Source organism: Spirulina sp. CCY15215 (assembly GCF_016888125.1).
GTDB lineage: Bacteria > Cyanobacteriota > Cyanobacteriia > Cyanobacteriales > Spirulinaceae > CCY15215.
In genome coordinates this window covers 18,233-42,249 of sequence record NZ_JACSWA010000433.1, presented here as the reverse complement: position 1 = coordinate 42,249, position 24,017 = coordinate 18,233, and the positions used below count along the sequence as shown (strand labels likewise).

Sequence of the window (24,017 nt, the reverse complement as noted above, 5' to 3'; positions counted from 1 at the left end):
ATAAGACGAGGTGGTAGAACTTCGGTTCTGTCTAGCGCGATCCCCAGTGAAAAGGGAAGCCGCTATCGTAATCTTTGATTCGATAGCGGTAGTTCACACTGGCACGGCGATCGCTAGAAAAGCTCTTACTAATACTTTGATTTAGCGGTGGGATTATGTCAAAATGCCTTGAGTCGGACAAAATGCTCTTTCAGTTTGACAAACCGAAAGAGCGCATCCAAAAGAGGTGGAATTGAGAAGATGGCCAAGCGACGAATTTTGATTGTAGATGATGAGGCAGATATTCGAGCCGTCGCACAGTTGAGTTTGGAGATTAATACTGAATGGGAGGTACTAACAGCCTCATCGGGAGCAGAAGGGTTAAAGGTTGCCCTCAAGGAAAGACCTGATGCCATTCTTTTGGACGTGATGATGCCAGATTTGGACGGACCGACAACTTGGGCAAAACTCCGAGAAAATCCCATCACCCAAGCTATTCCTGTTATTTTTCTCACGGCTAAGGTACAGGCTGCGGAACAAAGACGCTATGCTCAACTTGGGGTTAAGGCTGTATTGACGAAACCTTTCGACCCTGTGCAACTTGGCGATCGCATCATGGAGGCTTTGGGATGGGAGGCTTGAATTAGGGAATAGTTCAGTATTTCTACTTAATTTATTTTATGCCAGTTTGTACCTTCCATAAATTAGCGTAAATGCCATTGAGTTTTAATAATTCTTCATGTTTGCCCCCCTCGACAATTTGACCGCGATCCATGACGTAGATACAATCGGCATTGCGAATAGTGGAGAGACGATGGGCGATCGCAATGGTGGTACGGTTTTCGGTGATATGCTCTAAGGAGCGGGCGATCGCGGCCTCGGTTTCATTATCTACAGCAGAGGTGGCTTCATCGAGGATGAGAATGGGGGGGTTTTTGAGGATGGCTCGAGCGATCGCGATACGTTGTTTCTGGCCTCCCGATAGCTTTTGCCCTCGCTCCCCGACAATGGTATTGTATTGTTGCGGCAGAGTGGTGATAAATTCGTGGGCTTCGGCGAGTTTGGCTGCTGCGACTATTTCGTTAAAGGTCGCTTCTGGTGTCCCGTAAGCAATGTTTTCCTGCACGCTACCGTGAAATAAGAATACATCTTGACTGACTAAGGCGATCGCCCCTCGCAGGTCTTGCAAACGAATATCGCGAATATCCACCCCATCAATGCTGATTTTTCCGTCTTGGATCTCGTAAAAGCGCAAAAGGAGTTTAATGAGGGTACTTTTCCCCGAACCTGTCGCCCCAGCAATCCCGATGGTTTTTCCTGTGGGGATTGTGAGAGAAAGATTTTCTAAAACAGGATTGCGATCGCGATAAGTGAAATTGACATTCTCTAGCTCGATTTTACCTTCTATGTGAGGAAGAGAAAGATGCCCAGAAGGAATATTAATGGGAGTATCGAGCAAATTTAGGACGCGATAGGTGGAGGCCATCGAGCGCTGATATTGGTCTAAAGTTTTGCCCAAACTGGTGAGAGGCCAGAGCAAGCGTTGGGTCATAAAGACCAAGGAGCTATAAATACCCACCGATAAGCGTCCCTCCACCACGTTTAACCCTCCCACTAAGAGTGTCGCTGTAAAACCGCATAAAATGGCAATGCGAATCAGGGGAATAAAAGCCGCACTGAGGGCGATCGCCCTATAGTTACTTTGTCGGTAAGCCTCGCTATCTTGGGTTAGTCGTTCCAATTCGTAGGCTTCTGTGGTAAAACTTTTAATGGTAGTAATACCGCTCAAATTATTGGAGAGACGAGAACTTAGCACGCTCACCTTTTCCCGAATATCTTTATAAAGAGGTGCGAGATGCTTTTGGAAAGCAAAAGACCCCCAGACAATAATCGGCATGGGTAGAGCGGTCATCCAGGCGATATTGGGAGCAACGACCATAAAGCCAATCCCAACGGTTAGTACTGCAGTAACAATCTGTAAAATATCATTGGCACCGACATCTAAAAAGCGCTCTAATTGGTTGATATCGTCATTGAGAATGGCCAGTAATTCCCCCGTGCTACGCTCTTCAAAAAAAGCCAGTTCGAGGTCTTGTAAGTGAGCGTAAGCATCGAGACGGAGATCGTGTTGGATGCTTTGTGCCAAGTTACGCCATAATCGTTCGTAGGCATATTGAAAGGCAGATTCTAACCCCCAGACGATCGCCGTGAGGACGGAAAGCAATACCAGTTGGGGAAAAACACGGGTAACACCCAAATTGGCAACAAAGGAATGTTCCTGTTTGACGACGACATCAAGAGCAATACCGATGAGGACGGGAGGTGCAAGATCGAAGATTTTATTGAGAATGGAGCAGGAGATCGCTTGCCAAACTAAGAGACGATATCTGCGTCCATAGCGGAGGAGACGTTGCAGAGGGTGTTTTTGCGGGGCTGAGGGAGACAATTGCTTTCAATCCGTTTTGAGTGCCGTTAGAAATCTTGTAGCCAGAATATCTCTAATATATTACAAGTTTTATATTGGCGTTAAAAACCAGACCAGAAAGAGAGGAGTTAAATCCCCCTCTCTTTTACTTAGCTTTAAGGTGCGTGAGTAATTTTTAGGTTTTTAAAGTAGGCATTAATATCGGGTTCAGTATAGAGTCCGATTGTTCCCATCGAGTCCGCACCATTTTTGAGATCCTCTACAACTAAAACAGGTTCGGGATTATTATTAACATAGAACCGTGCCATTTCTCCGAACACTTCAATGCGAATTTTTGTCCAAGCACCAGGTTCCACATCAGCATAGGATTCGTATTTTCCCCGTGCTTCTTCCCGCAGTCTGTACCAAGGATAATCAGGTTTAGAGAAATATTGTGCGGTAAAACTCCGTAAAGGTTCATCTGCGGCGCTAAACTTAGGTCGTAGATAAAACCCTTCATATTGGGAATTTTTCGGGTTATTTTCATTCAATTTCACCCGGAAGAAAATGCCAATAAATCCGAAGGATTCAAGAGGACCGCTTGCAACATCAACCTCGATCGTACCATTATGAAAAGGTCGCGTGCCAATATTGAAAAAGGGGCAACCGTCGCAAGCACCTGCCGCTATTTCCTGTCTTCTCAGTTCTGGATCAAGAGGATTGTCAACTGCTTTATGAGTATCTTGAACAACAACCTTTATCGCTTGATAACCTTGGTAAGTTGTATCTTCCACATTAACAGCGACGCGATCGGTTCTCATCCCGGCTAATTCAGCCAGCGATCGCAGAGGGAAATATTCAACAACTCCACCCAGAAGGGATGGGTACAGATGTTGGTGGGTATGGTTTTGTGTAACCTCAAGGGGTTCAGTTCTTTCCGCATTTGCCGTGCTGATCGATAGCAATAATGCAGTCATACCAACAATTCCACCTTTTAGGAAATTTCGTTTAGAGCGAAACATCAATGACTCCTCAATTATCTAATATTTTACCCCTGCTGCAAGCACCAAGTTAAGATACTTCGCAACAGTTTGAGTAATTATAGTGGAAAAAGCCGCAAAAATAGGTTTGTTTCCCAAATTTATGACTTCAGGTTGATTTTAGTGCAGGAAATCAGCGAGGATTTAACAAGAAGTCGATTTTTCTGTAGTTGCCAGTTGAAATCCCAGTGCTTTCTTTTTCATAGTTTGAAAAATATTATAAAACCCATTCGCACGAGAAGGAGTCAAACTCATTTTCAACCCCGTTTCTTCAATGAAATTCGGTGTAACTTGCAGAATTTCTTCTGGAGTCAAACCCTTTAACCCTTCAATTAAAAGTGCAACTAACCCTTTTACCAATTGAGCATCTGAGTCTCCCTGATAAATCACTTTTCCATCTTCAAGATCCGCAGTAATATAAACTTGTGAAACGCATCCCGGTACCTTATTCTCGATAATTTTACCCTCTTCCGGCATCGGGGCAAGTTTGTTAGCATATCCCAGTAATTGTCGATAACGCTGTTTCGGATCGCTGTGCCGTTTGAATCGTTCAACAATGCGATTTAAGTTAGGAGGTAAAGGGTAAGTAGCAGATGACATAGGAAATAAAGATAGCCTTCTCCAGAAATTTATCGGTATTATAACAAACATAAAACCCTTTAAAGAGAAAATTTATGCAATGCGATCGCCCTTTAAACCTCCTCATCGGTAATGATGACGGCATATTTGCCCCTGGTGTCCGAATCCTTGCCGATACTTTAGCCAAAGCAGGGCATCATGTTACCGTAGTCTGCCCCGATCGCGAACGTTCTGCAACCGGTCACGGCCTCACCCTACACCAGCCGATCCGCGCTTATCCTGTGGAATCTCTTTACCATCCCTCCGTTACCGCTTGGTCTTGTTCGGGTACCCCTGCTGATTGTATCAAACTGGCCCTCTATGCTTTAGTGGAGGAGCGACCGGATCTCGTTCTTTCTGGCATTAATCAAGGGGCAAATCTTGGCACAGATATCCTTTATTCCGGCACCGTTTCTGCGGCAATGGAAGGGATTATGGAAGATATTCCCAGTATTGCCTTTAGTTTAGCCAGTTTTACAACTCAAAAAGTCTTTCCTACCGCCGCAAATTTTGCGCGAGAATTATTGACTAAATTAGGAGAAAATCCCTTACCAGAAGCGACGTTACTCAATGTTAATATTCCCCCCGTAACCGAAGCCGAAGTTGCAGGAGTTCTCATCACTCGTCAGGGCATTCGTCGCTATATCGAACAGTTTGAAAAACGAACCGATCCTCGAGGCAAAACTTACTATTGGTTAGCGGGAGAAGTCGTCACAGAAATCGAACAGCCGGAACATTTACATTTACCCTCTCATGTTCCCACGGATGTGCAGGCTATTGGCAAGAATTATATTTCGATTACTCCCTTGCAATATAATTTAACTGATGTTCGCGGCTTTGGTTGGCTATGCGATCGCTTTTCATTTTATGCTAATCTGCAATGATATATCTTGTTATGCGATCGCTTCCTTTACCTTATAATCTTCTTGAGGATCTTTACAAATTTAACCCACATGGCACTGCTGACCACTGGCAAAAAATTTATTCGTGCTTTGGAAGAAACCGGAGCATTAGGAGTATACGCTCCTCTCGAGGGCGGTTTTGAAGGACGCTATCAACGACGCTTGCGAGTAAATGGTTATAATACCCTACATATTACCGCTAGAGGTTTAGGGGATGTTGCAGCCTATTTAACAGGAGTTCACGGCGTGCGGCCTCCTCACCTAGGCAAGAAAAATATCGGACAAGATGCAATGGTGGGACCTGTTTATTATGTTCCTCCCATCGCGACGACTCAACTGGCAACTCTGCCTCCCACTTCTAAAGGGTTAGTGCTTTGGGTTATCGAAGCGATGGTGCTTTCACGGCAGGAAATTGAATATTTCATAAATTTACCCAAGGAAGAGCCAAGAATCAAAGTAGTATTAGAACTGGGAGGAGAGCGCTATTTTCGCTATTCACCCCTGCAAGATATTCTGGCGGCTGCTTGAAACTTAAAACACTTGTCACCGAAGTGAAATCTATATGAAATCTATTTCGGTGACTTAAATGAGGAATTTATATGCTAGAAGCTCGCGACTATACCTTGATTATCGATAGAAGTGCCAGTATGTCACAATGCGATCGCCCTGACGGGAAAAGTCGCTGGCAGATTATGAGAGAAGCTACTTTTGCTCTTGCACAAAAATGTGAAGAATTCGATCCCGATGGAATTACTGTTTATATTTTTTCCGGACGGTTTCAGCGTTACGATAATGTTACAGCCGATCTTGTCGATCGAATTTTCTCAGAAAATCACCCCTCGGGTCACACGGGACTTTCGGGAGCATTAGAACACGCACTACATAACTATTTTGAACGTAAATCTCAGGGAATCGCGCAACCCAACGGGGAAATTTTTCTCGTGGTGACAGATGGGACATTCCGCGATCGCGAAGCAGTAGCGCGAGTTATTATTAATGCTTCCAGTCAGATCGAGAAGGATGAAGAGTTAGGCATTTCTTTTATTCAGGTGGGAAGCGATCGCCAAGTAACGGATTTTTTACAATGGTTAGATGATGATTTGCTACGGGCTGGAGCAATGTTCGATATTGTTGATACTATTACCCTCGATCGCATGGAAACTATGACCCTAACGGAAGTTTTAATGAATGCGATCGTAGATTGAGACAATAGGAAACCGAGGGAGACGGAAAAGATGGATTCGCTGGATGATTTACTGGCTAAAATGCAGTCGGATTTTAAAGGGAAGCAGAAAGAAAAGCAGATTGAGTCCCGCGATCGCCAAGAAGAAGCGGGAGAAATTGAGACGATGTTGGCAGAAATGGAAGCAAAGTTTCAAAATAGAAGTAAAACGAATGCAATTCCCCCCATGTCCCAGCAAAGCAAACAATCCTCTACAGACGATCTATTGGCTCAAATGCAGGCTGAATTTGGCAATAATGAGGAGAAACAACCACAAAAACGCGAACCTAGCGCGATCAATGATTTACTGGCCAATGTAACCGAGGAATTTGCCGAGAAAACACCGTCGAGATCGACAGGCGATCGCACTCAAATTGAAAAAATGCTATCGGAAGTGCGAGGAGATTTTAAAAATAAGCAAGCAGAGAGGCGATCGCACCAACCGCAAGTTTCTGGGAGTACCGATCGCTTTTTGTCGAATTTAAAAGCAGATTTTCAACAAAAACAAGCTGAAAAATCCCCCCCTTCTCGACATCGTAACGATCCTAAAACAGACGATCTTTTAGCGAATCTAAAAAATGAGTTTCACAAAGGAGATATTGAGGATAGCCTACACAGACAGCAACAAGAATTGCGGGAAAAACGAGAACGAGAATGGGCAAGACAACAGCGACGCAAAGCCCTAAAACATAAAGCAGAAGAGTGGTTAAAACAGTTAGATCCTTATTCTGGTGAGGGACTCTGGTTTTCCGAGTTTGCCGAACATTATCCCAATCAAATAGAAGCAGCGATCGACTATCTAGAAACCGTTTGGGACAATCAAAAATAGTTCCCTTAAAAACACTTCGGCGTTTATAATTATTCTAGTTAAAAAATTATCGAGATAAAAATTATGTTTTCAGGAAAACGACCCAGCAATTTAGGGATAAAGAATGGCAAATTAGCGCCTTGTCCTGGGACTCCCAATTGTGTCTCATCTCAAAGCACTAAATCTCAAGAAAAGATTGCCCCTTTACCGATGACTTCTATAGCGCAATTACGCAAAGTTATCGAAGGCATGGAATTAACAAAAATTATCAAAGAAACTGACAATTATCTGTATGCAGAATTCAAGAGCAAATTAATGGGATTTGTTGATGATGTCGAGTTTTACCTCGATTCTAATGCAAAAGTTATTCATGTTCGTTCTGCATCTCGTTTAGGAAAATCGGACTTAGGTGCGAATCGCAAGCGGGTTGAAGAAATTCGCACCAAACTATAATTTTAGTTCTGCATTATTACAGATTTACAAATTTGAGATGCACCCAATTTAACGCAATACTTCAGACCGCGCGATTTTTACTCAAAATTAATCTCAATTTTCTCCTCCGATCCCTTATTAACCTGCAAAGTATTATCTTCCGTACTGACAGTTAAAACTTGTGGGGGAGTCGCATCGGGAGGATAGAGAAAATCAACAGTAACTTCCCGCGTCATTCCCGGTTTTAAACTGAGAGTGACTAGGGGTTTCCCTTGTTCCCCTTGACGCTGTACCAAATGGAAAAACTGCTCCCGTAATAAACCAAGTTCATCCTTATAGCGTACCTGTACACTGCCTCGGAAAAAAACGCGATCGCCTGGGGGTTCCAAAAACGCCAATTCTCCCACTTCACGATCGCTTTTGAGAGGAGTTTGTAAAGTTAAAGTTACCGTTTTGCGGCGATCGCCATTGTTTCTTAACGGTAGAGTAAATTGATAATGAACCCCATAATTCCCATGTGCTAAATACGCCGTATCAGGATAGCGAACTAACATCGGCGCACTTTGAATTTGTCCCGTTCCTAATGTTCCCGCGTTAACCGTACTGATGGGATAAGAAAAGGCTTCTCCAAGTTTAGGAATACTTAAATAAGAGCCACCTTCATCAACAATTTGCGTCTGCCATTGAGAACCTCGCGCCACTCCCGCCACGCGACCATAAATTACCTCTCGTCTCGTTTCTCCGATCGGAGTCGGCGGGCGATCGCGGGGAAACGCCAAATAACCCTGGGCCAATAAATTTTCCCATTCTTCCAAAGTTGGGGGACGATGGGCGCGTTGGTTCCCTTGTTGGATCGCAGGCATAGCTAAACTAGCCATATACACATTTCCGCTTGTTTCCACCTTTAACAAAGTCGATCGCGCATTGCCCAACTGAATCGGCAAATTAAACAACATTTTGCTTTCCCCAGGCTGGAGAATTAGGCGATCGGGAAACTCATTGTCATCAACACCGCGTAAAACATCCCCAGCTAAACGGGATCCCGGACCAGAAAATACCATCCCACCGCGATTTTCCACAACGGGAGGTAAATCAATAAACGGCGCATCGGGGTTAGTCACGTAGCTTACCCCTTGCACAACATTCATCACCACAGGATAATTATTCGGATTGCGAACGAGAAGCCCGTGGTATTTTGGCAACCAATCCTCCTCCGTTCGCCCCCGAGCGATATGATGACTGAAGATATCAAAGCGCCCTCGTAGGGGTAAATTGAGATGAGCGCTAGGAGCAAACATTCCTTGGGGAGGAAATGTCGATAACAGAATTCCGGCTGAGTAGAGAACTTCTGGACTATTACTATTGAAAACTGGAATCTCGTCTAATTTTCCAGGTAAAACCCTAATTTCCTGCGGTTGTACGATCGTTTCTCGGGCAGGGCGATGAAAAGCATCGATGGCAGTTTGGGGAACTTGGGCGAGGGTCAGTGCAGATAGTAAAGACAACATAAGCAATGCAAAAGTAGGGAGAGAATTTACACTGTGCGGATCGAGACAAATGCAAACGCACCCCACAATAACTGTAATCCTGAAGGGTTATCTTAGCATTGAGGGTAAGATTGTTAACATTTTCTTTGTAATTTTACAAATCAGTCTCTATTCCTCCTTCGCAAGCGATCGGTACAATCTGGAAAAGAAAATGAGAATTTACGGAAATCGCCCCTTAAAAACGATGCCGGGTCGCAATATTCGCCCCACTCCCGCCCGAGTGCGGGAGGCGTTATTTCAGATTTGGCAAGATGAGGTTTATGGCTGTCGCTGGTTGGATATCTGTGCGGGCAATGGAGCAATGGGGGCGGAGGCACTCTGTCGCGGTGCGTCGCGGGTGGTGGGACTCGAACTGGTGGGACGTGCTTGCGGGATTATACGAGAGAATTGGCAGCAGATGACGCAACCATCCCCAGAATTTCAGATCATCCGAGGAGATGTCCGACGAACTTTAAAGCGTTTGGATGGACAACAATTCGATCGCATTTATTTCGATCCGCCTTATCAAAGCGAACTTTATCATCCCGTCTTAGCAATAATTGCCCAGAAGAAACTTTTGGCAGAGTCTGGGGAAATGGCCGTAGAATACAATCCTAAATTTTGGCATCCCGAGGCGATCGCCTTCTTAAAACCAGTACGCAAAAAAACTTACGGTAATACCGCATTAGTGTTTTTCTGTAATACAGAAGATTGTGAAAACCTGTAGGGACGTTAAATTTAACGTCCCTACAGTCAATATTTGAGAAGATAAATTAGCGAATATATTCTTTGAGAATACTATTGCGATTAGGATGGCGCAATTTCCGCAATGCTTTCGCCTCAATTTGGCGAATTCGCTCTCGGGTCACATTGAAAATCTGACCGATTTCCTCTAGAGTTTTCATGCGTCCGTCATCCAAACCGTAACGCAAGCGCAATACATCTCGCTCTCGGGGACTAAGGGTATCAAGGACATTTTCTAGGTCTTCTCGCAGGAGACTTTTAGAAACTTGATCTTCCGGCGTTTCTCCATCTGCCTCAATAAAATCCCCCAATCGAGAATCTTCTTCTTTCCCGATGGGGGTTTCTAATGAGATGGGAAGTTGTGCGGATTTAGCAATAAAGCGCAGTTTTTCGATGGTCATTTCCATGCGAGTTGCGATTTCTTCCTCCGTGGGTTTGCGTCCCATTTCTTGAGAGAGAATTTTGGTTGTTTTCTTAATACGAGAAATGGTTTCGTAGAGATGAACTGGAAGGCGAATAGTACGTGATTGATCCGCGATCGCCCGAGTAATGGCTTGACGAATCCACCAAGTGGCGTAGGTGGAAAACTTATATCCTTTCGAGTGGTCGAACTTTTCGGCGGCACGAATTAAACCCAGGGATCCCTCTTGAATCAAGTCTTGAAAGGATAGTCCTCGATTCATGTATTTCTTAGCAATAGAAACCACTAAACGCAGGTTAGACTGAACCATTTTATCTTTAGCTCGCCTGCCCTCAAATAAGCGACGGCGAAACTTAGGATACTCAATGTCCATCGCTTCAGCCCATTCGCGATCGCTAGGTTCACTATCGTTATTTTCAACCAGATCCTCGCGAACCCGTTCAAACTCCAACAATTCAGCAATTTTACGAGCCAGTTCAATCTCCTCTTCTGCCCGTAGCAGTCGAATGCGACCGATTTCTTGCAGGTAAACGCGAATTGAATCCTCAGTGTAGGGTTTCTTCTTGCTCTGTTCCCTGCGTCGGGAAGCTGGGCTTTTTTTAGTAGTTGTTTTCTGTGCTTTCTGTGCTTTTTCGATTACCGGTGCATCATCTTTTGATGATTGTGCGGTATCTCCGTCAATCAAAAGCTCCAACTCTGTCTGAGGTTGGGTAATTGTTGCGAGATTGTAATTCGCCTGGGTCATGCCGTTTTCCTCTTGCTCCTTCAGTTCAAGACCAGAACATCAAGTGTTAAATTTCTAGGCACTTGGTAAGATGCCTTATACCCCGTTTGGGACTAATCTATATCTTTCCCCGATTTAGTCTGTCAATCTTGATAACTCACACCATTATTTGATTTTTCCATCGGGGATGTCTTCTCCAGTTGGGGGTTATTTCCACCCAAACTCTGAAGACCCTTCCGATTGTAACCTCTCTTACAAAAAAATGGGTTCGCTTCCATTTAATTTCTTTCATCATGTTTTGATTTTGTTACATTATGACTTTGCTCAATTGTTGGCGATCGCGTTGAACTGCAGGCCATTGTAATCAATTCAATCTAAAATGACAGCTTATTTTCCCGCTTCCTCAAAAAATAGGCATTTTTGTTTTTTCTTAGTTCAAATGTATGGTGAGTATTGATTTTAATCTTCAAGGTGATGGAATTGTGGTGTAGATTTGGGGAAGTGTACGGGCATTTTTAAAGGCTGTTTGTTTTCTAACTTGAGTTGTTTGCGTTCCCAAGTTCCCAAGCCTTTCAAGAGAGCATTTCTAACTTTTTCGTCTTCTTCACGGGAAAGGAGCAAGCGAAAATATTCCAGCAGTTGAGTGCGATCGCCTTCATTTAAGCGTTGAGATAACTGGGTCAATTGACGAACCACGATTAAACGTTTAAGGGGATCTACCCTGGTGAGTTCCAATAATAACTGCTCGTATCGGGTTTCTTCTCGATATTGGCGATCGCTAGTACCGTACCAACCCAATAAGGCTAATGTGAGCAAAGTCGCTACACCTTGCAAAAGTGAACCAAGAGCCAACCAACGATTTTCCGAATGCGCCCAGATTGAAACGGCTAAATACGTGCCTAAAGTTGTTAGCCCACCACCAGCAACAGCAAGGATCAAACGAGATTGAGGACTCTTAAGAAAACGAAGCGCTTTGCTGAGACGTTCTTGCCAATTCCACCCCTGCATCACGTAAGTTCCCCACATGGCAGCGATTCCCAGCCCCGTAGTGAGAACGAGTTGCCAATTCCAAATCAGCAAAAGTGCAACCCCGAGGGAAACTAACAGCCAAAGACCAAGGGTGCGAGTCTGCTTTGAGGCGATCGCCCGCAACAAGCGACCTTCGAGGTTAATTAAAATCTGACTTTGTAAGGGATGGCGCAGTTGTTTTCGCCAAGGGGTTAATTGAGACATGGAGGGGAGAGAGGAAAAGTAACGAGTAACGAGCAACGATCAGGAGGGGAATAAGGTTATATTATCAGCGATCGCGCTCAATGCTCTCTTCGTCCTTGCAGAGAAACCACTTCTGCTTCATTACTTTCCCGAGCGACTCGAACCAATAAGCCCGCTAAAATCAAACTAGAAATGATAGAACTCCCACCATAACTGAAGAAGGGAAGCGGTAAACCCGTTGTAGGCAAAACTCCCGTCGCCACGCCAATATTGATCGAAGATTGACCGATTAACAAAATCATCACCCCGATAGCAACGGTTTTTTGAATCGGTTGGGTAGCTCTCAAGGCAATAAAAACAGCGAGAGTTGCATAGGTTATCAATAGTATGAGCAAAATAATGCTGCCGACAAAACCAAATTCTTCGGCAAAGACAGCAAAAATAAAATCAGTATATTGAATAGGCAAATAGAACAATTTTTGCTGGGAAAGTCCAAACCCCGATCCCCATATTCCCCCGGAACCAACAGCTAAAAGACTTTGAATCAATTGATAACCATCCTGCATAGGATCTTGCCAAGGGTCAAGAAAAGACATGATTCTGCGTCGTTGATATTCTTGGGAATAAATACTACCCACCGCGAGTAAAATGCCCGAAACTGCGGTACTTCCCAGTTGTAACCAAGGTAAACCCGCAGCGACGGCCATTAACCAAAGGGTCATGCCACAAAGAGCGGTTGTACTGAGGTTGGGTTGTAGGAGAATTCCCCCGAGAATAATCGCAAAAATACCCAGCCAAAATACCCGCGTTAACCATGAGAGTTGTTTCCAGCGTCCAAACACACTGGCACTTTGCACGACAAGAAAGGGTTTAATCAGTTCTGAGGGTTGAATGGGAATGGAGGCGACAGTAATCCATCGTGTTGCACCATTGACGGTAGTACCGACTCCAGGAATGAGAATGGCAATCATTAACCCTAATAATACAAACAGAATCCAACGAGAAACAGGGAGAAGATAGCGGAAAGGCGATCGCGCGACAATATTAAAGGCGATCGTCCCCAACAAGATCCAGATAATTTGTCGCTTGAAGTAATAAAAACCATCCCCTACTTCAGCATCTGCAACGGGATAAGAGGCAGAAAATAGAACCACTAATCCCATAAACATCCAGATCATAGTCAACCAACGAACCAAACGAGCCTCGATCGCCCAGTTGGAAACACCAAAATCGAAAAAGGGTATTAAATAACGAATCTTAATCATCGATCAATCAGCAGTGAATAGTTATCAATTCCAACAAATCCAAATGACAATTTTAATTTGTCCAGGCATTCATCCTCCAGAACTTACCCAGAGTTTTATTGAGAATCTAGGATTAACATTATGCGATCGCCTTCTCATTCTCCCCCCAACTATTCCTCCCTATTCCGGCATAGATGTCCTAAATTTCCTGAACAAAAATGGCGATCGCTCTTCTCCCCTGCTTTTCCTTGCCTTTAGTGCTGGGGTTGTGGGGGCAATATTGGCCGCCTTAGCATGGCAAATTCAAGGAGGAACAATTCGCGCCTTGATAGCCCTTGATGGTTGGGGAGTCCCCTTAGCAGGCAATTTTCCTCTTTATCGTCTCAGTCACGACTATTTTACGCATTGGAGTGGGGCATTATTAGGGTCTGGTGAGCAGAGTTTTTACGCCGATCCTGGAGTGGAACATTGGGAATTATGGCGATCGCCGAATACTGTTACCGGTTGGCATCAGACAGGAAACCACAAGACTCGTTGTTATGCTCACGAGTTTTTATTAGAACTTTTGCAACCCTACGATGGTTACACTGTATAACTGAAAGGATAACGCGATCGCTCTAACCGATTACCGATTACTGTTGAATCTATGTTTAGTTCGCTAAAAGGTCTATTTGCCAAATCTGGGCAAGGACTCGGCCTCGAAGTTGCACCCGAACGTATTAACATCGTGCAACTGAAAAAACAAGGGCAAACCTATAAATTAGATACCTACATTACCGCAGAAGTCCCCGAAGGCATCTTTGAGGATGGACAAATTGTAGACTCTCCCGCCCTAGCTGAATTGATCCAAGAAACCCTCAATCAAAATAATATCAAGTGTAAAAAAATTGCCACCGCCATCCCCATGCGCGAGGCGATCATTCGCATTATTCCCATTCCTGCGGAACTGGATGACAAAGAACTGAAAGAAATGGTTCTCAACCACGAGGCGGGTTTATACCTTCCCTATCCCCGAGAAGAAGTAGACTTGGACTATCAAAAACTGGGCTTTTTTGAGGATGAAGACGGCATTGAAAAAGTGCAAGTCTTACTCGTAGCAACCCGTCGGGAAGTCACGGATGTTTACGTTGATACGATGCAGCAAGCGGGCTTAGAAATTGATGTCCTCGATATTAACAGTTTTGCCCTCATTCGTACCATTCGGGAACAACTACGGCAATTTGGACCCCAAGAAGCCGCCGTTTTAGTGGATATCGAGTTTGAAAGTACCGAAATTGCCATCATTGTAGATGGGGTTCCCCAATTTTCCCGTACAGTTCCCATCGGGACTTTTCAACTGCAAAGCGCCCTTTCTAGAGCCATGAATTTACCCACCAAACGGGATACAGAAATGCTGCAAGGCATGACCATTCCCACCACCCCCGTAGATGGCCTGCGAACTGGGGCCACAGGCATTAATCCAGGCATGGCCGCCCTCTTGAGGGTATTGGGAGAATTAACCGATGAATTGCGCCGCTCCATTGATTTTTATCTCAATCAAAGCGGGGAACTGGAAGTGGCACAATTATTATTAGCGGGTCCCGGTGGTGGTATTGGTCAACTCGACGAGTTTTTTACCAATCGTTTGAGTTTACCCACGGCTCAGATCGACCCTGTTTCCTCATTGTCCCTCGAAACAGATGAAGATATCCCCGACGTTGTTCGTCCAGGATTGGGAATTGCTTTAGGTTTGGGACTGCGGGAGATTTAAAATGTATAGCTTAGACGTTAATTTTCTCAAAGATCGCGCTGTTAGTGCGGCACCTGCTGCGGGAGGAGCCGCCAAAACTCCTGCCAGGAAAATCGCCCTTGACGAACTCATTCCCTTGTTTGTGGGAGGGGCGATCGGTCTGGTTGGGGTAGGAATTGCGGGGGCGGGGTTTGTTTATCTCAACCTACAAACCGCTCAATATGAGGAACAATCGCGGATTTTAGATGGAGAACTGGGTCTTCTGCAACAACAAAACGCTCAAATCCAAGAATTGCAAGGGCAAATTGATGTTGCTCAACGACAAACCGACGGACTGGCGACGGTTTTCGTCAAGATTCTGCCTTGGTCGGCGGTTTTAGCGGATATTCGCGATCGCATTCCCCCAGGGGTACAAATCAAGTCCATCACGGAGCAGGAACCCGAAGTGGTAGCGGCGGCGGCACCAGCAGCAGCACCCCCACCAGGTCAGCCCCCCGTGGCAGAGATCAAACCTAGATCGAGTTTATCCATTTTGGGTTATGCAGATTCCTACGATACTGTCAATTATTTCTTGTTGTCCTTGGAAAAATCGCTTTTTTTCAATCCAGATACGGGGAAAATTGTCAGCGCCAAACTGGTTGACGACCCCAACGATCTTAAACAGGCAGGAGGGCAAGAGGGCGCAGTGGCTCTCGAACTGCCTCAAGTGGTCGAATATACCCTAGAAATTGCCCTCAACGATCTCAGCGAACAACCCCCAGCAGAACTCGTGACTCAATTAGAAAGTAAAGGGGCCCTTGGTTCAGTAGTTCGGATTAAAAATCTTGAACAAAGGGGACTGATTTCTGCTGAATAAAATCTGGGGGGATATTCCCTTTTCTTTGTTTGTTGTTACTGGAGGTATTTTTATGACTTTTGCAGACGATCTGGCCCCAATGGGTGGGGAGGAAGAGGAAAAATCTCCCTATCCTAATGCGTTTGGGATTACGTTTACGCCCATGATTGGCGGTGTTATGATTGCGGTTATCGGTTTGGCTGCTGCGGGAGGTTTAGGTTATCAATTTTTGAAGCCAGCTTGGGATAATTTACAAACCCTAAAAACACAGGTTGATGAAAAAGAGGTGCAGAAGCTACAACTGGCAAACTTGCAAGCCAAAAGCCAGGAACTGCAAGCTCAACTGCAACAGGTTCAAGCCTCTCAAAAAGAGGTATTGAGTTTATTCTCTGGAGAAGCCAGCTTAGATACTTTGTTGCTGACAATTAACCAACAGGTGAAAAATCGCGGACTCTTGCTCAGTTACGCTCCGCCCTCGGGAGAACCAGAGGCGATCGCGGATGGTTCTTGGGGAGAACCGGTTAATGGTTTGCTCAAGCGTCAAAAAATAATTGATTTAACTATTGAGGCTCCCTTTGGCGAAACTTTGGAAATTCTCAGAAGTTTGGAGAGGGTGCAAACGTTATTGGTGGTCAAAAATGTTCGTATGGAAGTTGCCGAACAGGAACAACGCTTATTAACTCCTCGCGGTAACATTTTAACGTCGGGTCAGCCTGAGCTAACAACCAAATTTGATATCGAAATTCTGATTCCTGTCAGTGAGGAGGAGTTGGCCGCTCAGAATGCAGCAGCCCCAGCAGAAGGTGCAGCCCCAGCAGATGGTACAGCCCCAGTAGAAGGTGCAGCCCCAGTAGAAGGTGCAGCCCCATAGAAAAGGGTAGAAATCAAGAAATTAAGCACTATATTTCTGGGTAAAAGGCAAAATTGAGATAAGTTATTAGCAAGGGAAAATCAAATTTGGTTGGATTCTTTGCTGGTTTTCACTACAGTTCAAATTGGTCGAGGAGTAAATCGTGAGAGTTTATCAAAAGTCGGTTGGTATTTTAACTGGGGCTGCGGCGATCGTCTTGGTTGCCTCCCAAGCTGCACGGGCGGCGGATATTCAGATTACGGGGGTACAGTTACAGCCTACGAGTTCTGGGGTGCAATTGATTCTGGAAACGGCGGGGAGTAGTGATGTTCCTCAAGTGATTCAGGTGCCTAAAGCGGGGAACCGTTTGGAAGCGGCAATTTTAAACAGTCAGTTGTCTCTTCCTGCTGGTAATCTTTTTAGTCAGGTTAATCCGGTGGCGGGTATTGCGTTGATTGAAATGTGGCAGGAAACTTCCGAGAGTGTTGTGGTTAGGGTGACGGGAAGCGATCGCCAGCCCCAAGGACAAGTTTTACAACGAGAAGCGGGGGCGATCGTCTTTAGTTTTGCTCCTGGAAATACCGAGCGTTTGAGCTTACAGAGGCAAAATGACCCGGTTCCCAATCCCAACCCATCAAGCCAGGATTTACCCTCGCAATTGCCCTTAGAGCAGCAATTCCCGCAACAAGCTCCGGTTACTCCCGACCCGACAGCAACGGCAAGCGCTCCCCCCATTGCCCAACCGGATCCCCAACCCGAGCTTCCTCCTTTTGACCCTAGCGTTTTTGCTGAACTAGCACAGCGATCGGATGCGATCGCCCCTAACCCGCAAATTACCCTAGAAGGCAACCCGGCACCCCTCGCCCAACCCGCTCAACCCGTCGTTCCGGTTCCCCCTTTATTACCTCAACCCGTACCGCCTCCAGTGGGTCCGATGGCGGTGGCTAATGTGAATGTCTCTCAACAAATTCTCGATTTGGGAACTTCGGCGCGAGTACCGAGGATTGTGTTGCAGGAAGCCCCGGTGCGAGAAGTGTTGGGTTTGTTGGCGCGATCGGCGGATCTCAATCTGATTTTTGCCGACGGTGCAGGGGGTACGGAAGGAGCATCTGCTGGGGGGGGTGGTCCAGCAATTTCCCTCGATTTACAAGACGAACCCGTACAGGATGTCTTCAACTACGTGATTCAAGCAACAGGATTACAAGCAGTACGCAAAGGACGAACAATTTTTGTTGGAGTGGAACTGCCAGAAACCGCTCGCGATGTGATTAGCCGTACATTCCGATTGAATCAAGTACAAGCGAGCAATGCTGCATCCTATCTCACGAATTTGGGGGCAGAAACCCAAATATTTACCCCTGGAGAAAGAGAACAGACGACAGCTTCTGGTGGTCTAGTATCCACTACTCCGGCTGTATCTCCCAGTATTCAATCGTTATCTCCTCAAGAGAGTTCCAGTCCAAAACCTCTCAGAGGCTTATCTGTTGCCCCTGATAGTCGCTTAAATACGATAACATTAGTCGGTGAACCCCACCTTGTTGCAATAGCAGGTTCTTATCTCACTCAACTGGATGCTCGTTTGCGTCAAGTTGCCATTAATGTCAAAGTTGTTGATGTTAACCTAAATAATATTGGTCGTTTTGGTTCGAGCTTTTCTTGGGGTATTAACGACACGGGAATTGTTAACTCTAATGGTATTGGCATTATTAACTTTGGAACCGATTCCTCCAATCTTCCCCTGCTACAAGATGGGACGGGGGCAGCAGCACCAATAGATTTCCAAATCGATCGCGGGGAAACAGGACCTTCGGATCCGGTTACGACCTTTGAGGGAGTAGGAACAACGCAAGCAGGTATTCCTTTTCGCCCTCCTGTTAATAGCGGCACTTTCGATGTTGTTAATGCCTTCCTCGCCCAATTACAATTCTCCATCCAAAACAACAATGCCAAAATTCTCACAGACCCAACTCTCATCGTCCAAGAAGGTCAAGGAGCAACGGTCAATTTAACCCAAGAAGTCATTTCTAATGTAGAAACAACACGGGAAGCAACAGGAAACACGGTGACAACAACAACTAACGTTGAAAAAACCGAAGTAGGATTAACGCTTGCGATTGTTGTGAGTCGTATTGATGACAATGGTTTTATTTCTATGCAAGTTAATCCAACCGTAAGTACCGTTGGGCAAAATACTACGGTTGCCGCAGGAGATGACAGTCAACAAATTGCTTTGCTCAATTCTCGCACCCTTAATTCTGGAGAAGTCCGCATCCGAGATGGTCAAACCTTAATTTTGAGCGGTATTATTCAGGATCAAGATCGACTACAGATCCAAAAAATTCCCCTTCTCGGAGATATTCCCATCATTGGTGCCCTCTTCCGGCGCACCATTCGTGAAAATCAAAGGGCAGAGGTAATTGTTCTGGTTTCACCGCGCATTCTCAATGATTCGCAAACCTCGAACTATGGCTATAGTTACACACCGGGTCAAGATGCGCGACAAATATTGCAACAGCAAGGTGTACCCCTTCCCCCACAATAAATCATTGCCTGAAATCCTGTAGGGGTGCATCTCAGAAAATAAATTTGTTTTTGAATAGATGAGAAGAAATACTCTTTGTTAAGAGAAAAGCGATCGATGACCTACTGTTTAAACCCACAATGTAGCAAACCGCAAAACCCTGAAAATAGCCGCTTTTGTCTCAGTTGTGGCTCAAAACTTCTCTTGGGCGATCGCTATCGTACTCTTATGGTTAAAGGAGGAGTTGGGCGCACTTTTTTAGGGGTTGATGAAACTCAACCTCAGAAACCCCAGTGTATTATTAAACAAATTGCAATTCAACATAACAAAGAGACTCCAGCAGAAAGTCTTGCTAACTTTCGTAACGAAGCGCAAAAATTACAAACATTAGGACTCCATCCCAATATTCCTCAACTCCTCGCTTATTTTGAAAGCGATCCTAATATTCATAATTTCTCTCCGACTCTTGTGCAAGAATTCATTGCAGGTAAAAGCATTGCGGAAGAAATTTACGACGAAACAACGATTCAAAATCTTATTGAAGAAGTTTTACCGATTCTACAATTTGTCTGTGATTGTCATATTATTCACCGAGATATTAATCCTCAAAACTTAATTCGTACTGCCGAAAAAACATTATTTTTGGTAGATTTTAGTACATCCAAAGTAACAGCAAAAACCGCCCTTGCCAAAACTGGAACTGTCGTCGGTTCTGCGGCCTATGTGTCCCCAGAACAATTGCGGGGAAAAGCCGTTTATGCCAGCGATCTGTACAGTTTGGGTGTCATTTGCATTCATCTACTCACGGGTTTTCATCCTTTCGATCTCTTCAGTAATACCGAAGGAAGTTGGACTTGGGAAGACTATTTAGTTAATCCTGTCAACCCTATCTTAAGAAAAGTTATTAATAAAATGCTTTGCGAGGCAGTCAGCGATCGCTATCAATCGGCACAGGAAATTTATCAAGACCTTCACCCAGGACAGACCCTAATCCCGACCCTAGTGCAAACGCGATCGCCGACCCCAATTGGCAGAAAAACCGCCTTTGCTTCCCTCAAGACCTTACAACCCACTTGGCACGGTTTTCGCACCTTAGAGGGGCATTCTAGCTCGATTCACGCCCTTGCTTTTCACCCTAACGGGAAGCGATTAGCCAGTGGAGGAGCCGATCGCACTATCCGGCTTTGGGATATAGAGAAGGGAATAGCCCACCTTACAACGCTTAGGGGACATTGTAGCACCATTGAGGAAATTGTCTTTCATCCGCAAACAAATTTAATAATTAGTGGGAGTTGGGATTATCAAATTTGCTTCTGGAATTTAAAGGAAGAAATCGCTAGAATTGAGGCACATACAGGTTGGATTAAAACTCTAGCTATAACAAAAAATGGCCAATTTTTAGCCAGTGGTAGCGCCGATAAAACAATTAAAATCTGGAATGTAGAAACGAGAAAATTAGAGCAAACATTACCAGGACATTCCCAAGAAATTCGCAGTCTTGTGTTTAATTCTGATGGTAAGTTATTGGTGAGTGGAAGTAGCGATCGCACGATTAGAATTTGGGAGATGAAAAGTTATCAAACTAAACAAATCTTACAGGGTCATACTGGAGAAATTAATGCTTTAGCGATGAGTCCAAGCGGTAAAATTTTGTTTAGCGGGAGTGAAGATAAAACCATTAAAATCTGGGATTTACAGCAAGGAAAATTACTACGAGAATTAACAGGTCATACCGATGCTATTAATGCTCTTGCGATTAACACAGAAGGCAATTTACTGGTTAGCGGGAGTAGCGATCGCACTATCAGAATTTGGCATCCCGGTACAGGTCAACTGCTGCACGAACTTAAAGGCCATGAATTAGGCATTGAAGCTGTTGCGATCGCACCCAATAATCCAATTATTGCGACAGCTTCTCGGGATAAAACTATCAAACTTTGGCGATATCAATAAACAACTATCAAGAAGCATCTACGGACCGGAAAACACAGCCGCTTCAATATCAGCACGACTGAGAGAATATTTAAAAGATCGTACAATATCGCGCATTCCTTCTCCTGCTTTGAGATAGCGAATTGATAAATCTTCCACATCCAAACATAATTCTGCTTGCCATGTTGGACGTTCGATATTCCAGCAATTTAATTGTTTTCGATCTTGTTGACACCCTAAATCAAGCAGCCAATTTTCAATTTCTGGCAGGGGATGATTGTAAAGGGGTGTATCGGGGTTGGGTAATACCATAGACATTTTAAAAACTAGAGTTTGGGTACAGAAAAGAAAGCAAAGCAACCGGAATTTGTAAAGCAGTTTCCCCTCGGGTTAAGCCTACGGCGATCGCCAACAAGATGCAACCGAGAAAGGTTACACCCAAAATAAATAAAGCGAATAATTCTCCTCCTGAAAGAGGGCGATCGCTAGGATCGAGATAAGCAGAATGATTATACTCTTCTTCTTCCTCTTCCTGCCAAGAAAAATGCGATCGCGATTGCACAACATAGAAACGGGAATAACCAATTTTACTATCATAAAGCAAACGACCCTCGCGATCGCTCAAAGTTGCATAGGCTTCATTCAGATTTTGAAATTTAACTGTGGCAACTTCAGGGGATAATGTCGTCGTATCGGGATGATAGCGCTTGCTTAACCGCCAATATGCCCGTCTGATTTCAATAACAGAAGCAGAAGGATGTAAACCCAAACGCGCATAATAACTATTAGCAATGCGCGTCTGTGCCGATACCCTGCGATCGCTGGTTCTGGGGTTAAATCCGCTCTGACTCATGGAAAAGTGTTGGCTCGATAATCCTAATCCAACATTGTACCCGCGATCGGATTCCTCTACTTCCTCTTCTTTAATTTTCTTAAAGCAGGCGATCGCCAAGCGATCGCGAAGTCCCCAATCCTCTGAAGGCGATCGCTTATGATTATAATTAGGAAAAGCACAATCTCTAATTATTGGATGATGAAAGTTTTACGCCTTTTTATTTTTGTCTCTATTCTGTTCTTATTTCCCCTCAATTTTCCCCTCAATGCGGTTGGTTTAGCCAGAGAGAAATCAGAGCAATTATTCAAGGATTTCACGAACAATACCCCCTCGACAAAATTGGCGCAAAATGTAACTTCTGAAGAAGAGTTGATTTGGAAAAATGGGGCTTTGGGAAGTTTATCGATCGCCTTACTGGAAATCGGCGATCGCGATCGCAGTCTCGATATTTTTCGTAGCATTGAAGATCCATTTCTGCAAAAACAAACTTTATCTGAGTTGGTTTTGCGGTTAACAAGAAAGGGAGAAGTTAAATTAGCTTTGGATTTGCTACAGACTTTTAGCCTAGGAGATACGACTTTATTAGCTGGTATTTTTCGCAGTTTAATGGTTGAAGATAACGGCGATCGCGCTTGGGAAATTGTGCAATTAATGAACAGTGATGATAAACAAATTCTCTTGCTATTTTTGCAGGCTGCGATCGACAATAACGACTACGATCGCGCTTGGGAAATTATTCGCGATCGCCAAACAGAACTCCTTCCTTATATTAACCTGCGAGGCATGGCTTTAGGATTTGCAGAACAAGGAAACAGCGATCGCATTGCCGAAATTATAACGGTTTTAGATAACGATGGCGATCGGCAAGATTTAACATTATTGGTGGCCTTAACTTTAACAGAACAAGGGGAACTAGAACAAGCTCTAGAAGTCGTAGAAAGGCTAGAAAGTCCTTTAGATCGAGTTGAGGCTTTAGGGTTGATTGGCTTAAAATATATTGCAATGGGAGAAGGCGATCGCGGAGAAAAAGAATTTGATCGCCTCAATAAATTACTCCCGCAATTAGAAGCCAATCAAGAAACCGATGCGGTTTTTAAAAACTTAGCTAGTTCTCTCGCCCGAGGGGAAGAATTCGATCTCGCTTTAAAACTAAGCGATCGCATTTCTAACCCCTCCCTAAAAACAGAAACCTTGTTTTATATTTCCCGTTATTTAGGAGAAGCAAAACAGTTCGATCGCGCCTTAGAAATCACTCAAAATATTGATGTTTCAGGACTGCAAGAAATAGCTATTCGAGAAATTGCTATTAACTTAGCAGAAAACGGAGACAGCGATCGCGCCTTAAAACTGATTCAATCCTTCTCAGATCGAGATGAAACCTTAAAAAATATTGCTACAACTTTAGCAGAAAAAGAACAATTTGATCGCGCTTTAAAAATTTCCGAAGAGATACAAGGAACAGAATTTAAAATCCTCACCCTCAGCGCGATCGCCCTACAACTACAGCAAAAAGGACAGCTAGAAACCGCCCCAAAAATCAGAGAACAAACCCTACAACTTTGGGACAACTTAACCGAATCTAGCAGAAAAGATTATCTCTTAAGCCTAATTGTTCTTCCTTTCCTAGAAATTGAAGCCTACGATATCGCCCTAGAAATGTTGCAAAGATCGCCAAATGTAGAAGATAAAACTAATACCTTACGCGATGTCACCTACACCCTAGCAGAAGCCGGAAAAATGACCGAATCTTTAGAATTTATTGCTTTAGTCGGGAATGAAATTGAAAAAATTGGCGTGTTAATTTTTCTAGCTATTCAACTCGATCACCAAGATCGGAAACCAGAGGCGATCATGTCTCTCACTAATGCTCTGAGCATCGCAGGAACTTTAGAAAAAAAAGATCAAAAAGCACTTCTTTTAAGTTCTATCGCCACGCGACTTGCAGAATTAGGGCGATCGCAGCAAGCCAAGGAAATTACCGATGAGGTATTAAAATTGTTGCAACTTTAATACCGTGAACCGGATTTGATATAATCGGG

24 protein-coding genes are annotated in these 24,017 nt (G+C 44.4%); 15 read left to right on the top strand and 9 right to left on the bottom strand.

Going from position 1 to position 24,017, the window contains the following annotated elements:
* Positions 1–240: 240 nt before the first annotated feature.
* On the top strand, positions 241–621 hold the full coding sequence (locus tag JUI58_RS13035; RefSeq protein WP_204104225.1) for a response regulator: 381 nt from the start codon (positions 241–243) through the stop codon (positions 619–621).
* A gap of 31 nt (positions 622–652) precedes the next feature.
* Here the strand turns inward: JUI58_RS13035 and JUI58_RS13030 are convergent, their stop codons facing one another.
* The 3 genes from JUI58_RS13030 to JUI58_RS13020 form a co-directional block, all read right to left on the bottom strand.
* Positions 653–2,425: an ABC transporter ATP-binding protein gene (locus tag JUI58_RS13030; protein WP_204104224.1), complete on the bottom strand. Its 1,773-nt coding sequence runs from the start codon at positions 2,423–2,425 to the stop codon at positions 653–655.
* Positions 2,426–2,559: 134 nt separating this feature from the next.
* The gene (locus JUI58_RS13025) at positions 2,560–3,360 is read right to left on the bottom strand and encodes a family 16 glycoside hydrolase (protein ID WP_204104223.1); all 801 of its coding nucleotides are present in this window, start codon (positions 3,358–3,360) and stop codon (positions 2,560–2,562) included.
* Between the two features lie 207 nt (positions 3,361–3,567).
* A complete protein-coding gene (locus tag JUI58_RS13020) occupies positions 3,568–4,023 on the bottom strand; it encodes a SufE family protein (protein WP_204104222.1) in 456 nt (151 codons plus the stop codon).
* Positions 4,024–4,097: 74 nt separating this feature from the next.
* Here JUI58_RS13020 and surE point away from each other — a divergent pair, with 74 nt between their 5' ends.
* The 5 genes from surE (at position 4,098) to JUI58_RS12995 (ending at position 7,426) form a co-directional block, all read left to right on the top strand.
* Complete coding sequence (surE, locus tag JUI58_RS13015) at positions 4,098–4,925, top strand: 5'/3'-nucleotidase SurE (RefSeq protein ID WP_204104221.1); 828 nt, start codon at positions 4,098–4,100, stop codon at positions 4,923–4,925.
* Positions 4,926–4,994: 69 nt separating this feature from the next.
* On the top strand, positions 4,995–5,471 hold the full coding sequence (locus JUI58_RS13010) for an NAD(P)H-quinone oxidoreductase subunit N (RefSeq protein WP_204104220.1): 477 nt from the start codon (positions 4,995–4,997) through the stop codon (positions 5,469–5,471).
* A gap of 71 nt (positions 5,472–5,542) precedes the next feature.
* Positions 5,543–6,148, top strand: coding sequence for a VWA domain-containing protein (locus JUI58_RS13005; RefSeq protein WP_204104219.1), 606 nt, complete (start codon positions 5,543–5,545; stop codon positions 6,146–6,148).
* Between the two features lie 30 nt (positions 6,149–6,178).
* Entirely contained in the window at positions 6,179–6,994 is an 816-nt protein-coding gene (locus tag JUI58_RS13000) for a hypothetical protein (RefSeq protein WP_204104218.1), read from the top strand.
* A 63-nt stretch (positions 6,995–7,057) separates the two neighbouring features.
* The gene (locus tag JUI58_RS12995; RefSeq protein WP_204104217.1) at positions 7,058–7,426 is read left to right on the top strand and encodes a DUF1499 domain-containing protein; all 369 of its coding nucleotides are present in this window, start codon (positions 7,058–7,060) and stop codon (positions 7,424–7,426) included.
* A gap of 77 nt (positions 7,427–7,503) precedes the next feature.
* On the opposite strand, the gene JUI58_RS12990 is transcribed toward JUI58_RS12995, so the two are convergent.
* Complete coding sequence (locus JUI58_RS12990) at positions 7,504–8,913, bottom strand: DUF3370 domain-containing protein (protein ID WP_204104216.1); 1,410 nt, start codon at positions 8,911–8,913, stop codon at positions 7,504–7,506.
* Between JUI58_RS12990 and rsmD the strand changes: the two genes are divergently transcribed.
* The gene (rsmD, locus tag JUI58_RS12985) at positions 8,861–9,658 is read left to right on the top strand and encodes a 16S rRNA (guanine(966)-N(2))-methyltransferase RsmD (protein WP_306465756.1); all 798 of its coding nucleotides are present in this window, start codon (positions 8,861–8,863) and stop codon (positions 9,656–9,658) included. The genes JUI58_RS12990 and rsmD overlap by 53 nt on opposite strands.
* 46 nt (positions 9,659–9,704) lie before the next feature.
* Here rsmD and rpoD read toward each other — a convergent pair whose 3' ends face one another.
* From rpoD to JUI58_RS12970, 3 genes are all read right to left on the bottom strand, one after another.
* Positions 9,705–10,841, bottom strand: a complete 1,137-nt coding sequence (gene rpoD, locus JUI58_RS12980) for an RNA polymerase sigma factor RpoD (protein ID WP_204104214.1) — start codon at positions 10,839–10,841, stop codon at positions 9,705–9,707.
* 438 nt (positions 10,842–11,279) lie between these two features.
* Positions 11,280–12,053: a hypothetical protein gene (locus JUI58_RS12975; protein ID WP_204104213.1), complete on the bottom strand. Its 774-nt coding sequence runs from the start codon at positions 12,051–12,053 to the stop codon at positions 11,280–11,282.
* Between the two features lie 77 nt (positions 12,054–12,130).
* Positions 12,131–13,297 (bottom strand): FtsW/RodA/SpoVE family cell cycle protein, encoded by a 1,167-nt coding sequence (locus JUI58_RS12970; protein WP_204104212.1) that lies wholly within the window; start codon positions 13,295–13,297, stop codon positions 12,131–12,133.
* A gap of 13 nt (positions 13,298–13,310) precedes the next feature.
* On the opposite strand from JUI58_RS12970, the gene JUI58_RS12965 reads away from it, so the two are divergent.
* The 6 genes from JUI58_RS12965 (at position 13,311) to JUI58_RS12940 (ending at position 21,164) form a co-directional block, all read left to right on the top strand.
* Positions 13,311–13,871 (top strand): hypothetical protein, encoded by a 561-nt coding sequence (locus tag JUI58_RS12965; RefSeq protein ID WP_239121448.1) that lies wholly within the window; start codon positions 13,311–13,313, stop codon positions 13,869–13,871.
* Positions 13,872–13,922: 51 nt separating this feature from the next.
* On the top strand, positions 13,923–15,026 hold the full coding sequence (pilM, locus tag JUI58_RS12960) for a type IV pilus assembly protein PilM (protein ID WP_204104211.1): 1,104 nt from the start codon (positions 13,923–13,925) through the stop codon (positions 15,024–15,026).
* Position 15,027: 1 nt separating this feature from the next.
* The gene (locus tag JUI58_RS12955) at positions 15,028–15,861 is read left to right on the top strand and encodes a PilN domain-containing protein (RefSeq protein ID WP_204104210.1); all 834 of its coding nucleotides are present in this window, start codon (positions 15,028–15,030) and stop codon (positions 15,859–15,861) included.
* A gap of 52 nt (positions 15,862–15,913) precedes the next feature.
* Entirely contained in the window at positions 15,914–16,711 is a 798-nt protein-coding gene (locus JUI58_RS12950) for a hypothetical protein (protein ID WP_204104209.1), read from the top strand.
* A gap of 142 nt (positions 16,712–16,853) precedes the next feature.
* Entirely contained in the window at positions 16,854–19,232 is a 2,379-nt protein-coding gene (locus JUI58_RS12945) for a secretin N-terminal domain-containing protein (protein ID WP_204104208.1), read from the top strand.
* A gap of 96 nt (positions 19,233–19,328) precedes the next feature.
* Positions 19,329–21,164 carry a serine/threonine-protein kinase gene (locus JUI58_RS12940; protein ID WP_204104207.1) on the top strand — a complete coding sequence of 612 codons (1,836 nt, stop codon included), beginning with the start codon at positions 19,329–19,331 and terminating at the stop codon, positions 21,162–21,164.
* Between the two features lie 18 nt (positions 21,165–21,182).
* Here the strand turns inward: JUI58_RS12940 and JUI58_RS12935 are convergent, their stop codons facing one another.
* The gene (locus tag JUI58_RS12935) at positions 21,183–21,455 is read right to left on the bottom strand and encodes a DUF3143 domain-containing protein (RefSeq protein ID WP_204104228.1); all 273 of its coding nucleotides are present in this window, start codon (positions 21,453–21,455) and stop codon (positions 21,183–21,185) included.
* Positions 21,456–21,462: 7 nt separating this feature from the next.
* A complete protein-coding gene (locus tag JUI58_RS12930) occupies positions 21,463–21,996 on the bottom strand; it encodes a J domain-containing protein (RefSeq protein ID WP_204104206.1) in 534 nt (177 codons plus the stop codon).
* Between JUI58_RS12930 and JUI58_RS12925 the strand changes: the two genes are divergently transcribed.
* Positions 21,995–22,138, top strand: coding sequence for a hypothetical protein (locus JUI58_RS12925; RefSeq protein ID WP_204104205.1), 144 nt, complete (start codon positions 21,995–21,997; stop codon positions 22,136–22,138). The two genes, JUI58_RS12930 and JUI58_RS12925, sit on opposite strands and share 2 nt — an antisense overlap.
* A gap of 35 nt (positions 22,139–22,173) precedes the next feature.
* Positions 22,174–23,988 carry a hypothetical protein gene (locus JUI58_RS12920; RefSeq protein WP_204104204.1) on the top strand — a complete coding sequence of 605 codons (1,815 nt, stop codon included), beginning with the start codon at positions 22,174–22,176 and terminating at the stop codon, positions 23,986–23,988.
* The last annotated feature ends 29 nt before the right edge of the window (positions 23,989–24,017 follow it).